The 13,890-nt window shown below is 67.3% G+C and carries 10 protein-coding genes and 1 tRNA gene; 7 read left to right on the plus strand and 4 right to left on the minus strand.

From position 1 onward, the window contains the following. Positions 1–16: 16 nt before the first annotated feature. Positions 17–3,802 carry an AAA family ATPase gene (locus tag ABIB15_RS02165; RefSeq protein ID WP_502908897.1) on the plus strand — a complete coding sequence of 1,262 codons (3,786 nt, stop codon included), beginning with the start codon at positions 17–19 and terminating at the stop codon, positions 3,800–3,802. A gap of 627 nt (positions 3,803–4,429) precedes the next feature. Here the strand turns inward: ABIB15_RS02165 and mscL are convergent. Genes mscL through ABIB15_RS02180 form a run of 3 tightly spaced genes read right to left on the minus strand, consistent with a single transcriptional unit; the run spans position 4,430 to position 5,936 of the window. Further along, positions 4,430–4,879: a large conductance mechanosensitive channel protein MscL gene (gene mscL, locus ABIB15_RS02170; RefSeq protein ID WP_354475130.1), complete on the minus strand. Its 450-nt coding sequence runs from the start codon at positions 4,877–4,879 to the stop codon at positions 4,430–4,432. Between the two features lie 11 nt (positions 4,880–4,890). After that, positions 4,891–5,328: an FmdB family zinc ribbon protein gene (locus ABIB15_RS02175; RefSeq protein ID WP_354474880.1), complete on the minus strand. Its 438-nt coding sequence runs from the start codon at positions 5,326–5,328 to the stop codon at positions 4,891–4,893. 29 nt (positions 5,329–5,357) lie between these two features. Next, positions 5,358–5,936 (minus strand): 5-formyltetrahydrofolate cyclo-ligase, encoded by a 579-nt coding sequence (locus tag ABIB15_RS02180; RefSeq protein WP_354474881.1) that lies wholly within the window; start codon positions 5,934–5,936, stop codon positions 5,358–5,360. Between the two features lie 67 nt (positions 5,937–6,003). On the opposite strand from ABIB15_RS02180, the gene galU reads away from it, so the two are divergent. From galU to ABIB15_RS02210, 6 genes are all read left to right on the plus strand, one after another. Further along, entirely contained in the window at positions 6,004–6,894 is an 891-nt protein-coding gene (gene galU / locus ABIB15_RS02185) for a UTP--glucose-1-phosphate uridylyltransferase GalU (RefSeq protein ID WP_354474882.1), read from the plus strand. Between the two features lie 4 nt (positions 6,895–6,898). Next, positions 6,899–7,561 carry a GNAT family N-acetyltransferase gene (locus ABIB15_RS02190; protein WP_354474883.1) on the plus strand — a complete coding sequence of 221 codons (663 nt, stop codon included), beginning with the start codon at positions 6,899–6,901 and terminating at the stop codon, positions 7,559–7,561. Between the two features lie 52 nt (positions 7,562–7,613). After that, entirely contained in the window at positions 7,614–8,534 is a 921-nt protein-coding gene (locus ABIB15_RS02195) for a hypothetical protein (RefSeq protein ID WP_354474884.1), read from the plus strand. A 71-nt stretch (positions 8,535–8,605) separates the two neighbouring features. Continuing rightward, positions 8,606–8,678 (plus strand) — tRNA-Ala (locus tag ABIB15_RS02200). 326 nt (positions 8,679–9,004) lie between these two features. Beyond that, positions 9,005–12,226 carry an SNF2-related protein gene (locus tag ABIB15_RS02205; RefSeq protein WP_354474885.1) on the plus strand — a complete coding sequence of 1,074 codons (3,222 nt, stop codon included), beginning with the start codon at positions 9,005–9,007 and terminating at the stop codon, positions 12,224–12,226. After that, positions 12,219–13,040 carry an SWIM zinc finger family protein gene (locus ABIB15_RS02210; protein ID WP_354474888.1) on the plus strand — a complete coding sequence of 274 codons (822 nt, stop codon included), beginning with the start codon at positions 12,219–12,221 and terminating at the stop codon, positions 13,038–13,040. Before ABIB15_RS02205 ends, ABIB15_RS02210 begins: the two co-directional genes overlap by 8 nt. 1 nt (position 13,041) lies before the next feature. On the opposite strand, the gene ABIB15_RS02215 is transcribed toward ABIB15_RS02210, so the two are convergent. Then, complete coding sequence (locus ABIB15_RS02215; RefSeq protein ID WP_354474889.1) at positions 13,042–13,737, minus strand: ion transporter; 696 nt, start codon at positions 13,735–13,737, stop codon at positions 13,042–13,044. Positions 13,738–13,890 lie beyond the last annotated feature (153 nt).

The raw sequence follows: 13,890 nt of genomic DNA on the forward strand, positions 1-13,890 counted from the left end.
CCCTTAAGGTATCGGTGTGTGGCGTGCTGAGAAACGAGAAGAGACCGGGGACTCCCTGTCCGAATCCGACGAGAACCCCACCCATGCGGAGAGACAAGTGACCACTCCCCACTCCCTCGTGTCGGGCGACCCGTCCTACCGGCTCGGAAATGTCGCCGAGCCGACCTGGACGGGCTGGCGCGACGAGCTGTCCCGCGTCGGCGGTCGCTCGCCGCTGCTCCACTTCGTCGATGCCCCCCGTACCCGAATCGAGCTGAGCACCACCCACCCGGGCGGGCTCGCGCAGTTCATCACCGGCAAGACGACCCTGCTCTCCAGCCTCATCCGCGACGATCTCGCCCTCCGCGCGGCGAAGATGGCCGCGGGCGCGATCGCGACCAAGGGCGTCGAGCTCGCCACTGCCCGGGGCATCGATTCCGTGCACCTCGGCATCGGCATCGCCGAGTGGCAATTCGCGTCAGAGGACTTCTGTGCGCCAATCCTGTTGCGCCCGCTCGCCATCCGCCGCTACGGCCGCGACTTCGAAGTGCGCCTGCGCGGTGTCGCCGTCCTGAACCCCGAGCTCGAGCGCGCCCTCAAGGCCCAGTTCGACATCGAGCTCGACGCCGCCGCGTTCGCAGCGCTCGCCGAGTCCGACGGCTCGTTCAAGCCCAACCCGGTCATCGACCGGCTGCGCGGGCTCACCTCGCACCTCGAGTGGTTCAACGTGCAGCCGAGGCTCGTCGTCTCGTCGTTCGCCGACGTGCAGAACCGCATGGTGCGTGATGCCGCCGAACTCGAGCATCCGATTCTGGACGCGCTCGCGGGCAATGCCAACGCCCGCTGGAGCGTGAAGCAGGGCTTCGCTCCGGTCGAGCCCCAGCACCAGGACCTCCGCTCGCCCGAGACCGACACGCTGCTACTCGACGCCGACGCCGAGCAGGAGAATGTCGTCGCGCAGATCGCCGCAGGCAACTCCGTCGTCGTCAAGACGCTTCCCGGCACCGGCGGCACCCAGACGATCGTCAACGCGATCGGCAGCCTCGTCGCGCAGAACAAGCGCGTGCTCGTGGTCAGCCCTCGCCGCTCGAGCCTGTCCGGCATCCGCGCGCGTCTCGGCGACATCGGACTTGGCGGCCTCGCCGTCGCGCCGTCGACACTCCGGCGCGACCTGATCAAGTCGATCGGGCGCAACGAGAAGGCGAAGCACCCGCAGATCGGGGAGGTCGACGAGGCGCTCGTGCGACTGCGCCGCGTGCTGCTCGACTACCGGGGCGCCATCGCCAAGGACGACGCCGTGCTCAGCATCTCGGTGCTCGACTGCCTGAGCGAGCTGTCCCGCCTCGCCCTCCTGCCCCAGCCGCCGTCGACGACGGTGCGCCTCAGCCGCAGCTCGGTCGAGGCCCTCGCCAGCGAGCGCGTCGAAGCCGCGAACGCGATGGTGCACGCCGCGCAGCTCGGTGAGTTCAAGTACGGGCCGGGCGACTCGCCCTGGTACGGGGCGACCTTCGTGACGAGCGAGGAGGCGAGCGGTGCCCATGCCCTCGCCAAGCGGTTGCACCAGACCGACCTGCCCCGGCTGCTGGTGCGCGCCGGCGAGCTCATCGGCGCGACCCACATGCGCCCGTTCGCGAACATCTCGCAGCTCGGCGTCTATCTGCGCCTGCTCACTGAGATCCGCGACACTCTCGACCGGTTCCTGCCCGTCGTGTTCGACCGCTCGCTGAGCGAGCTCATCACCGCCACCGCGGCGCGTCGGGATTCGCCCGAGATGTCCGGTGCGAACCGCCGCCGCCTGAAGAAGCTCGCCCGGGAGTACGTGCGCCCCGGTGTGCACATCGGCGATCTTCATGACAGCCTCGTGCGCATCCAGCAGCAGCGGCTGCTCTGGCAGCGTTTCGTCGCCGAGGGGGCGCCGCCGGAGATCCCCGTGGGCATCGCCGACGTGCAGGCTGCCTGGCAGCGCGTCGAGCAGGACCTCGCGTCGCTCGACCGCCCACTCAAGGTCACCGTGCCGAGCGAACAGCTCGTCAACCTGCCCATCGCCGAGCTCGGCGACCGGCTGACGGCCCTCGCCGCGGAATCCGATGTGCTGCACAACCTGCAGGAGCGCGTGGAAATTCGCCAGCGACTGCGGATGCTCGAGCTGGACGGCCTCATCGCCGACCTCGCCTCGCGGCACGTGCCGGCCGACGAGGTCGCGTCCGAACTCGAGCTGGCGTGGTGGCAGTCGGCCCTGGAGTCGCTGCTCGAATCCGATCGCGCCCTGCTCGGCGCCAACACGTCGGTGCTCGACCGGCTCGAGGCGGACTTCCGCCTCGTCGACGAGGCACACGCCGCGGGCAGTGCCCAGCTGCTCGGCTGGCAGCTCGCGGAGAACTGGAAGATCGGGCTCGTCGACTGGCCGGACGAGGCTGCCGCGCTCAAGATGGCACTGCGGCGTCCGGCGATCACGTCGTCGATCCTGCAGGATGTCGCGCCGCACCTCGCCCGGGCCATCGCGCCCGTCTGGCTCGCCTCGCCGTACGAGGTCGACAGCATCACCGACGCGATGTCCATCGACGCGGTGATCCTCGTGGATGCCGGCGCGATGAGCCTCGCCGAGAGCGTCGGGTCGATTCGTCGGGCGAAGCAGGCCGTCGCGTTCGGCGACCCCGTGACGCAGACGCCCGTGCCGTTCCGCATCTCGATCGCGGACGACTTCGAGCAGGCCGAGCCGCCCCCGGCCGAGCCCGACCTCGACGCCACTCACGCCGACTCCGCGCTTGCCCGGCTCGGCGCTCTGCTCCCCACCCTCTCGCTTACCCGCAGCTACCGGGCTGGCGGCGAGGACCTCGCCGAGCTCGTCAACCGACGATTCTATGCGGGCAAGATCGACTCGCTGCCGTGGGCGGGGTCGTTCCTCGGCCACCCGAGCCTGCGACTGGACTTCGTGCCCAACGGCCACGGAATGCCCGATCCCGACTCCGGGGCGGTCGAGAGTGTCGACGCCGAGGTGGAGCGTGTCGTCGAGCTCGTGCTCGAGCACGCCGCCACCCGTCCCCGCGAATCCCTCATGGTGATCACCGCGAGCGCCAAGCACGTCGTGCGGGTTCAGCAGGCGGTGCTGACCGCCGTCGCAACCCGCCCGGAGCTCAACGAGTTCCTCCTCGGCGACTCCGAGGAGCCATTCACGGTCACGACGATCGACCAGGCGGTGGCCGAGAGCCGCGACCGGGTGATCTTCTCGATCGGCTACGGACGCACACCCCACGGACGGATGCTGTCCGACTTCGGCGCCCTCGGGCATCCGGGTGGCGAGCGACTGCTCTCCGTCGCCATGACCCGCGCCCGGCGCTCGATGGTGATCGTGACCTGCTTCGAGCCATCCGACATCGACGAATCGCGCATGAACTACGGCGCGGTCGCGCTCGCCGAGATCCTCGCGGACGCGTCCGCACGGCGCCTGGACGAGATCGCGACCCCGAGCACCGATCCGATGCTCGTGGACCTCGCGCGCCGCCTGCGTGTTCGCGGCCTCCGCGTGGCCGTCGGGCACCGCGGCAAACTCGGACTCGTCGCCTCGCACGGCGGCATGTGCCTCACGATCGAGACCGACTCGCGGCTCATGAGCGGATCGGGCGGTCAGGCGTCGAGCCTGCGCGAGTCGCTGCGACTGCGCCCCGAGATGCTTCGTCGGCTCGGCTGGCACTACCTGCGCGTGCACTCCTTCGAGCTCTTCAGCAACCCCGACGCCGTCGCCGACCGCATCGCGACGATGCTCGGCGTGAGCGAGGCGCCGCGCACCGAGCCGATCCGGATCATTGACCGCCCACTCCAGTAGCGACGAGCCAGGCTCCGCAGCCGTGTCGGGCGGTGTTTCTGGGGGACCCTCGGCCGGCGGCGACGCGACAGGCGTCGCGCGAGCATCCGGAACGCGCAGGCGTCGGCGCGTTACGACCGAGGCCGTCCCGGGCAGCGATCCGGCGCCGCAGAGCGAGCCCGCGCGTCACCTCGACAACGAGAACGACGAGCGGCTGAAGGCCGACAAGCCGCCCCACTGGGGCTGACACCCCACTGGGGGTTGACGAGTCCGTCGCCGAGAGTACGTGAATCGGTGCTTCCGTGAGTCTGGCAAGAGCCACAACCCGTACTCTCGGCGAGACTTGCACGCGGAACAAATGGAAGGGGCGGACATCTGGACGGCTGAAACTCCCCGGGAGGCGCGTGTGCCGGCGATGGCGCGTTGTGACCGCCAGCGTCGTCGTCGCTGCCGGGCGCCGTCGCCGAGAGTACGTGAATCGGTGCTTCCGTGCGTCTCGCAAGAGCCACAACCCGTACTCTCGCCGAGAATTGCACTTCGAACACATGGAACGGGCGGACATCAGGACGGCTGAACCTCGCCTGGAGGCGCGTGTGTCGGCGATGGCGCGTTGTGACCGCCACCGTCGACTGCCGACCGGTTGCCCGCCTAGTGGGAGACCTGCTGGCTGTGGTTTCCCTCGGGGGAGGGGCGCCCGGCGAGGAGATCACGGATCTCGGTGAGCAGCTCCGCCTCGGTCGGCGGGAGATCGGCGGGAGTCGCCTCCTCCTCGTGCTTCTGCTTGAGGAACGCGGCCTTCTTGAGGTGGTTGATCGGCAGCACGAGAGCGAAGTAGACGACGGCGGCCACGATCAGGAACTGGATCGCCGCAGCAATGACCGCGCCGAACATGAGCTTCGCCGGCTCTCCGGAGGTGGTCGGAATGGTGAGCACCAGTGCCGTGCTGAGGCTCTTCGCGTTGAACAGCGCGCCGATCGCCGGATTGAATATGCCGGCGACGAGCGAGTTGACGATCGCCGTGAAGGCCGCGCCGATGACCACCGCGACGGCCAGGTCGATGACGTTGCCGCGCAGAATGAATTCCTTGAAACCGTTGATCATGAATACCCCTACTTCGTGACGGATGCGGTGGGCTTGGCCGACGAGGACGAACCTGAGCCAGACGAGCCAGACGAGCCAGACGAGCCAGACGAGCCAGACGAGCCAGACGAGCCAGACGAGCCAGACGAGCCGGAGCTGCCGGAGCTTGACGACCCCGAGCCGCCCGAGCCCGCATCCGACTTACCTGATCCGGAATCCGACTTGCCGGCGCCGGCATCCGACTTGCTCGACCCCGAGGACTCGGACTTCTTGGCCGCGGAGGTCTGGTCGGCGCGCGAGTCGTTGCGGTAGAAGCCCGAGCCGGTGAAGCTCACGCCGATCGCGCTGAACACCTTGCGGAGTCGGCCGTGGCAGGCGGGGCACTCGGTCAGCGAGTGATCGGTGAACGCCTGCTGAATGTCGAATGCGTTCTCGCACTCGGTGCAGCGATAGGAATAGGTGGGCACGAGGACCTCCGTGTTGATGCCGGTGGGAACTAGAAGGTGACGATCGCGCTCGGTGTGATGACACCGTCCACGCTTTTGTCGTGCACCTCGATGGGCACCGAGTCGACCAGCTCCGTGTCGAATACCACAGCATAGACCGGCGGGCAGCGTTCCATCGATCCGAGGGTGCGGTCGAAGTATCCTCGGCCCCAGCCCATTCGCATACCGGACCGGTCGACGGCCGCCGCAGGCACGACGATGAGGTCGACGTCGTTGATCGCGATCGGCCCGAGCAACTCGCCCACAGGCTCCGGCATGCCGTGCAGCCCCTCGGTCTCCTGCCGCCCGTCGGTCACGGCCCAGTCGAGTAGGCCGTCGTCCCTGGAGACCGGCACGAGCACGCGGATGCCCCGGCCGATCGCCCACTCCACGAAGGGGCGGGTGTTGGGCTCGTCGTTCGTGGACAGGTAGGCGGCGATCGACGTGACGCCAAGGTCGGTGGCGAGCGTGACCAGATGCCTGGTCAGGGCGGCCGTGGTGGTGTCGCGATCCCGGTCGGTCAACTGGCGGCGACGTTCTCGAAGTTCGACCCTCAGGGCGCGTTTCTGGTGGCCCGCGTCGCCCGTCATGCTCGCAATCTTAGGGCAGACGGAAGTATTCATTCGCGAGAAACCTTCGAGCGACTACCCTTGGGCCATGGCATTTGAGATCACCAAGGCAGTTATTCCCGCAGCGGGACTCGGAACGAGGTTCCTTCCCGCAACCAAGGCTATGCCGAAAGAGATGCTCCCGGTTGTTGACAAACCGGCCATCCAGTACGTGGTCGAGGAGGCCGTTGGTGCAGGATTGCACGACGTTCTGATGATCACGGGGCGAAACAAGAACGCCCTCGAGAACCATTTCGACCGCGTGGGCGAGCTCGAAGCGACCCTCGAACGTAAGGGCGATACGGACCGTCTGCAGAAGGTCAACTTCTCCACAGACCTCGCGGACATGCACTATGTGCGCCAGGGCGACCCCAAGGGGCTGGGCCACGCGGTCCTCCGCGCGAAGATGCACGTCGGGCGGGAGTCGTTCGCCGTGCTTCTCGGCGACGATATCATCGACCCCCGCGACGTGCTGCTGACGCGCATGATCGAGGAGTCGGGAAAGCGCAACGCGAGCGTCGTCGCGCTGCTCGAGGTCGACCCGTCGCTCGCCCACATGTATGGCGTGGCGACGATCGAGGCGACCGACACCGAGGATGTCGTGCGTATCACCGGACTCGTCGAGAAGCCGGCACCGGGTACCGCGCCCTCGAACTACGCCATCATCGGGCGCTACGTCCTGCGACCGGAGATCTTCGACATCCTCGAGGAGACTCCTCCCGGCAAGGGCGGCGAGATTCAGCTGACCGACGCTCTCGAGACGATGGCGGCGGCACCGGAGACCGGCGGCGTCTACGGCGTCGTCTTCCGCGGGCGCCGTTACGACACGGGAGATCGGCTCGATTACATCAAAGCGATCGTGCAGCTTGCGGTCGAGCGCGAGGATCTCGGGCCCGACCTCCGTCCGTGGTTGAAGGACTTCGCTGGCAACCTAGACTGACGAAATGGCGACGCCGATTCCCACATTGCGTGAAGGTGCGGTGACGATCCGACCAATCCGTCTTCGTGACGCGCGCGCGCTCGAACGCGAGCTGCTCGACAACCGTGGCTGGTTGCGCAAATGGGAAGCGACCAACCCGCACGGCCCGATGAGCTTCGACACGCGGGCCAGCATCCGCAGCCTGCAAGCAAACGCGCGCGCCGGTCTGGGGCTCCCGTTTGCGATCGAATATGACGGCGAGTTCGCGGGCCAGCTGAACGTATCGTCGATCACCTACGGCTCGCTCGGGTCGGCGACGATCGGATACTGGGTGTCGGAGCGGTTTGCAGGCAAGGGTGTCACCCCCACCGCGGTGGCGCTCGCGACGGACTTCTGCTTCTTCAGTGCGGGCCTGCACCGCATGGAGATCTGCATCCGGCCGGAGAATGTTCCCTCGTTGCGGGTAGTCGAGAAGCTCGGCTTCCGTTACGAGGGCCTCCGCCGTCGTTACATCCACATCAACGGCGACTGGCGCGACCACTTCTGCTTCGCGCTCGTCGTCGAGGAGCTCCCGACGGGCGTGCTCAGGCGCTGGATGGATGGCCGCGTTCCCGCGGCGAACGCCGTGATTCCGGAGAGCGACCGCGGCGCGGCGGGGGTTCCGCTGCGGCTCGGCGCGTCGGGCTGACACACCTTCACGAATCGGGCAGTATTTCGCTCCCGGCACCTACCGTGTAGTCATGGGACTCGAGGGTATTGGATCAAGCGTCGTCATTGCCCTCGCCGCGGTGCTCTGGCTCGTCTACCTGATCCCGACCTGGTTTCGTCGGCGCGAGTACCTCTCCACCGAACGCAACGCCGTGCGGCTGCAGCAGACCCTGCGGATTCTGGCCGAGACGGCCGAGCTGCCAGAGCCGGTGCGCGTGGAAGCGACCGCCCGCAGCGTCGCTGCCCAGCAGAAGCTGCTCCGCCAGGAGTTCGAGCGGGCCCGAGCGGTCGAACGTGCCCGCGAGACGGCGATGAGCCGCGCCGCGGCGCAGACACTCGCAACCCTCAAGCCGGCGATCGCGTCGACGCTTGTGGCGACGTCGCCCGCCGCGAGGCGCCTGCAACGCTCCCGCGCCGCGACGACGGTGCTGCTCGCCCTGTCGCTCGCGACCGTTGGCCTCGGATTCGCACCGATCGCCGCCGGCGTCTCGACGATCCTCGTCGCCAGCGGGTCGCTCGCCGCCACGGCATCCGGCCTGCTGCTGCGCACGATGGCCGCGGTCGCTCGCGACCGGCACCGCCTCGCCTTCGAGCTGCGTGACCGCCCGGCGCCGCGCCGCCTGGTCGACTTCTCGCTCGAGCAGCAGCAGTCGACCCCCGCAAGCGCGCCGGCCTGGACGCCCGTCCCGGTGCCCAAGCCGCTTTATCTGTCGAAGCCGCCGGCGCAGCCCGTCGTTTCGGATGCTGCGATCGCGCAGACCCGCGCCCGGCTGCTCGCCGAGGCGGAGCAGACCGAGCGTGCCGCGCGCGCGGCCGAGCGGAGCGAGAAGGTCATCCCGATCGTCCGTCCCGCCGCCGCCGACAGCAGGTTCGCGAGAATGGGCATCGTCGACGAGACCGCGAGCACCATCACCAACCTCGACGAGGCTCTGCGCCGCCGTCGCGCCGTCTGAGCTCGACCGGCTCGCCACGGCGCCGGGGCGCGCATCGGCGCCTCGGAATCCTGATATCGTAAAGGCACTGCGGGCCCTTGGCGCAGTTGGTAGCGCGCCTCGTTCGCATCGAGGAGGTCAGGAGTTCGAATCTCCTAGGGTCCACCCAAAGTGAGAAGTCCGAACTTTGCTCCGTTTGAATGCGGGGCAAAGTCTCGGACTCTTGTTCCGCGGTGTTGTTGTTCGAGGCGGCCCTCAGCGCGTCGTTGAGCAAGCGCGGATGCTGCGCTTCGTCTCGGAGTTCGGTCCGGGCGAGTAGCGCGTAGGCCAGATCGGACTCCCGAACAAGCGATCGTGATCTAGGCCAACTGCCTACCCTCTGCCCGATCCACTATCGATTCGATTCCGAGAAAGAATCGGACTAGTTACGTTCCCGACTCGCGAACCCCGCACCTCGACTAGCCTGAAAGCCTCCCCCGTCATGAGAGGCGATGCGCTTGCTGGTGCTTCACGCGTTCTGGTCGCTCGACCATGGCCTCGGACTGTGGGCCGAAGACTCCGAAAAGACAGTCAAGACCCCCAGTCAAGCGTTGAAAGCGGCCCGGCCACATCCCTTCGCGGCCTCGGCAGATGTCGTCGCGGCCATACAAGCCGGCGAGGCCGGCACCACCACCTTGTTGCTGCCCTCGCTCCGGCGCTCGCCACTGGACTCTCCCGAACTCGTGCGGATCACTCCGCGACCGCTGAGTTCGACCGGTCCGTCCCTGTTGCCGTGGACGGTGCCCGTCGTATGGGTCCAACCGGCGGCGCTCACGGCCATTGCTCCTCCGCCTTTCACAGACAGTGCTGTCGGAGATGCTGCCATCGCGGCTGAGCCTGGTGGCGCGGAATTGGCCTCGGCACTGTTCCCCGAGGACTTCCCGGACGATGAGCCGACGCCGCTACATGACGTGCGTATTGCGCCTTCGGCGCGATTCCTCGGCGAGCTGGCGCGATTCGCAGACGAGCTCGCGGAACGAGGCCGGGTGCTCCCGCAGATCACTTGGGCTTCCCACGTCACCGATGCGTCCGCCGTGGCCGACGCGCGGTGGCGTGCCGTCTTGCGTGGGCCTGACGCGCTCGTTTTCGGCGACCTGGTAGCTGCCACACCGCCCGCGTTTCGGGCAGAGCCGGGCTCTGAAGACTCTAGTGAATTGATCGCGGTGGCGCTCGACACCCTCACCGACGCCGCGGTTCGCCGCCGATTGCCGGACGATCTGCCGATGTTGCCGCCGCGTCGTGGACCAAAGCCCCTGCAACCTCGCGCCGGTGAAGCTTGGCTGGGGGCGCTGCGCACGGCCGATGCACGCATCCGTGTTCCGGAGACGGCGCTGGCCGAGCTGGAGCGGTCGTTGGCACCCTGGGCCGAGTATGCGCGGGAGGCAGACGCCCCGGCCCGCGCAACCTTCCGGCTCAGTGAGGCTCCCGGCGCAGAATACGTTGAGGACGAAGGACTCCCGCGGGCCGATGACACCGATGGTGCAGCAGCAGCGATCACAGCCCCGGAGGACACGCCACCATGGCGGTTGGAGTTTCTGCTGCAGTCCTCCGCGGACCCCAGCCTGATGGTCCGGGCCGAACAGGTCTGGCAGGACGACGGGGCACTGACTCGTTGGCTCGGGCGCCCACAGGAAGTGCTGCTCCGAGAACTGGGTAAGGCCGCCCGTATCTACCCCGGCCTGGAACCTGGGCTGCGCCAGTCGCGACCCACGGCGCTCGACCTTGACTCGGAATCCGCATTCGCGTTTCTTCACGAGGCCGCGCCCGCCTTGGACGAGGCGGGGTTCGGGGTACTGCTGCCCTCATGGTGGGATCGTCGGGCGAAACTGGGTCTGAAGCTGTCGGCAGCCAGCCCCATGGGCGATGACACGGGCCGGCCGGCGACGTTCGGGCGGGATCAGCTCTGTGACTTCACCTGGAGCCTCGCCATGGGCGAGCACACCCTCACCGAAGAGGAGATCGCAGCGTTGGCCGAGGCGAAGGCTCCGCTGGTGCGGCTGCGCGGCCAGTGGGTCACGCTCAGCTCCGATCAACTGCGCCGGGGCATCGAGTTCCTCCAGCGCGAGCGCGAGGGGCGTGGCACGGTCGCGGAGGTGTTGCGTCTGGTCGCCACTCATCCCGACGACCTGGAACTGCCGTTGGACGTCATCGACGTCAGCGCCGAGGGGTGGCTGGGGGCACTGCTGGACGGCTCGGTCGACGCGAGCATCCAACCTGTCGACCCGCCGGAGGGCTTCCAGGCGACTCTGCGCCCCTACCAGGAACGCGGGTTGGCGTGGCTGCATTTTCTCGCGGATCTCGGCCTTGGCGGCTGCCTGGCCGACGACATGGGGCTCGGTAAGACTGTTCAGCTACTGGCACTGGAGGCTGTGCGCCGGCAGGCGCATCGCGAGGCCGGCCCTACGCTGCTGGTGTGTCCGATGTCGCTGATCGGCAATTGGGAGGCCGAGGCCGCAAAATTCGCTCCCGGGCTGCGGATGCACGTGCACCACGGTTCGGACCGGCTGAGCGGCGACGACTTCGACGGAGCCCTGAATGGCATCGATATGTTGGTTACCACCTATGCGACGCTGACCCGCGATGTCGAGCAGTTCGAAGCTCACACCTGGAACCGCATCGTACTCGACGAGGCCCAGGCGGTGAAGAATCGGCTGTCCCGCGCGGCGAAGGCCGTCAAACGGCTCACCGCGGACCATCGGATCGCCCTGACCGGCACCCCGGTGGAGAACCGGCTCGCCGAGATGTGGTCGATCATGGACTTCCTGAACCCCGGGTTACTGGGCTCGGCGGAGCTGTTCCGCACCCGTTACGCGATCCCGATCGAACGGTACGGCGACGACGTGGCAGCCCAGCGGGTGCGCGCGATCACCCGGCCCTACCTCCTGCGGCGCGTCAAGACCGACCCTGCCATCATCGATGACCTGCCGGAGAAAATCGAGATCAAGCAGTACTACACGCTCACCAGCGAGCAGGCATCGCTCTACCAGTCGGTCGTCGACGACATGATGGAAAAGATTGAAGGATCGGACGGAATCGAACGTCGCGGAAATGTGCTGGCCGCGATGGCGAAACTCAAGCAAATCTGCAACCACCCGGCCCAGCTGCTGCACGATCGCTCGGCTATCGGTCAGCGCAGCGGCAAGGTCATCCGGCTGGAGGAGATCCTGGAGGAGATTCTGGCCGAGGGCGACAAGGTGTTGTGCTTCACCCATTACACCGAGTTCGCCGAGATGCTGATGCCGCACATCGCGGCCCGCTTCGACACCGACGTCGCCTATCTGCACGGCGGCACCTCCCGGCAGAACCGTACAGAGTTGGTGCGACGATTCCAGTCAGGCGATGGGCCACCCATCTTCCTGCTCTCGCTGAAGGCCGGCGGTACGGGACTCAACCTGACGGCCGCTAACCACGTCATTCACCTCGATCGCTGGTGGAACCCCGCCGTCGAGAATCAGGCCACGGACCGGGCGTTCCGGATCGGGCAGAAACGGAGCGTGCAGGTGCGCAAATTCATCTGCCGGGGCACGCTGGAGGAACGGATCGACACCATGATCGAAGAGAAGAAAGCGTTGGCGAATATGGTTGTCGGTGATGGCGAGGGGTGGCTCACCGAGCTGTCGACCGCGAGACTGCGCGACCTGTTCGCCCTGTCGAAGGAGGCCGTCGGTGAGTAGGCGCCGCTACGATTCTCCTTTCTTCCCGCCGTCGGCCCCCCGCAGTGTCGAAGGTGGCGTCAGGGCCCGGAGCGTTCGCGGCGCCATCGGCACCAGCTGGTGGTCCGGGCGATTCATCGAGGTGCTGGAAGGGCTGGGCGTGGGAGGCCGCTTGCAGCGCGGTCGCAACTACGCCCGACGCGGGCAGGTGATTTCCCTCGACATCGATGCCGGCACTGTCGTCGCGAGGGTACAGGGGTCGCGGGCGAAGCCGTACCGGGTTCGCATCGGTATCACGGCATTCGGTAAGGCCGAGTGGGCATCGGTGGAGGAGGCTCTCGCCGGGAACGCCTGGTACGTGGCCTCCCTGCTGGCCGGCGAGATGCCCTCCGATATTGAAGAGGTCTTCACCGCGGTTGGTCTGTCGCTGTTTCCTCGCGGCGCCGATGAGTTGAGTCTGGACTGTTCCTGCCCCGACTGGGAAGTGCCGTGCAAGCATCTGGCGGCAGTGTTCTATCTGCTGGCCGAACAGTTCGATGATGACCCGTTCCGCATTCTTGCCTGGCGCGGACGCGAACGAGAGGATCTGCTGGGGCGGATGCACGAGGCAGACTCCGTGAGCGGGAACGAGGCACGCGCGGGTGCTCCCCTCACGGAAGTGCTCGACACCTTCTTTGTCTCGCCCACGCCTGTTCCCGTGCGACGGAGTTCCAGGGGCGGCGCGCTGCTGGTGGATCAGCTTCCGCCGGTGGACGTCACGGTGCGCTCGCGTCCGCTCGCCGAGGTATTGCGTCCGGTGTATGAGGCGCTCCGGGCATCCGCCGAGCGCCCATGAATTATGTGGGATCGGGCTCTTCGCTGACCGGGGCTGTTCCGCGGAGGAAGAAGGCCCCCAGAGTTCCCGCCAGGGTGGCGAACACGGCGACCGAGTGCGTCGCCAACGTGATGTGCAGCACCCTCGGGAACCCGTCGGTCGACGTGATTCCCGATCCTGTCACCGTTGTCAGGGCAGCCTCGAAGAGGGCATCCGCGTAGCTGTCGTACGTGCCCGTCGCGTACAGGAGCTGGCTTGATCCGAGCGCGACGACAGCAGTCACCGCCACCAACCACCCGATGCGGCTTGTCAGCAGCCGCCCGGCGGAGCGCGTGCCCCGGACACTCGCCGACACGATGCCGCCCAGGCGCCCCACGCGTGCCAGGCGAAACAGGCGCAGGGCCTGGAGCGATCTGAAGAACCTGAGGAAGGGCACAAGCAGGAAGATCACCTGCCACCAGTTCCGCTTCCAGAATTTGGGCTGGAAGCGCGCGACGTAGGCGCGAAGGAGGAATTCGGCGACGAAGACGAGCCAGAAGACCCAGCCGATAATGGTCAGTGCGCTGACGAGAGCTTGCTGGGTTGCCACCAGCTGTCCGAGGACGACGAACAGAAAGAGCAGTCCGAGTATGCCCATCGGTTTGTCGAGCGACTTCGCGAACGACTCGGCCCGGGTCAGCTCCGCCTCACGCACCGAGGAGTCGTCGATAACGTCCATCGATTGTTGACCACTCCTTTCATCGCTGAGCCATCACCGTACCGCGGCGGAGACGTGTGCCAGTAGGACGATTCTTTCGCATCGTGGCCTCAGTGTTCACGTGTCGCGCCCGGGCCCACCCTGTAGCGTCGAAGAGACATGCTCATCGAACGC

Origin of the sequence: Marisediminicola sp. UYEF4 (assembly GCF_040546025.1) — a bacterium.
In the GTDB taxonomy this organism is placed as follows: domain Bacteria; phylum Actinomycetota; class Actinomycetes; order Actinomycetales; family Microbacteriaceae; genus Marisediminicola.

What these genes read in the sequence shown, in the direction of transcription:
- galU (WP_354474882.1), top strand. Translation starts at nt 6,004, where the DNA reads ATGGCATTTGAGATCACCAAGGCAGTTATTCCCGCAGCGGGACTCGGA.
- ABIB15_RS02215 (WP_354474889.1), bottom strand. Translation starts at nt 13,737, where the DNA reads ATGGACGTTATCGACGACTCCTCGGTGCGTGAGGCGGAGCTGACCCGG.
- ABIB15_RS02205 (WP_354474885.1), top strand. Translation starts at nt 9,005, where the DNA reads ATGCGCTTGCTGGTGCTTCACGCGTTCTGGTCGCTCGACCATGGCCTC.
- ABIB15_RS02180 (WP_354474881.1), bottom strand. Translation starts at nt 5,936, where the DNA reads ATGACGGGCGACGCGGGCCACCAGAAACGCGCCCTGAGGGTCGAACTT.
- ABIB15_RS02195 (WP_354474884.1), top strand. Translation starts at nt 7,614, where the DNA reads ATGGGACTCGAGGGTATTGGATCAAGCGTCGTCATTGCCCTCGCCGCG.
- ABIB15_RS02190 (WP_354474883.1), top strand. Translation starts at nt 6,899, where the DNA reads ATGGCGACGCCGATTCCCACATTGCGTGAAGGTGCGGTGACGATCCGA.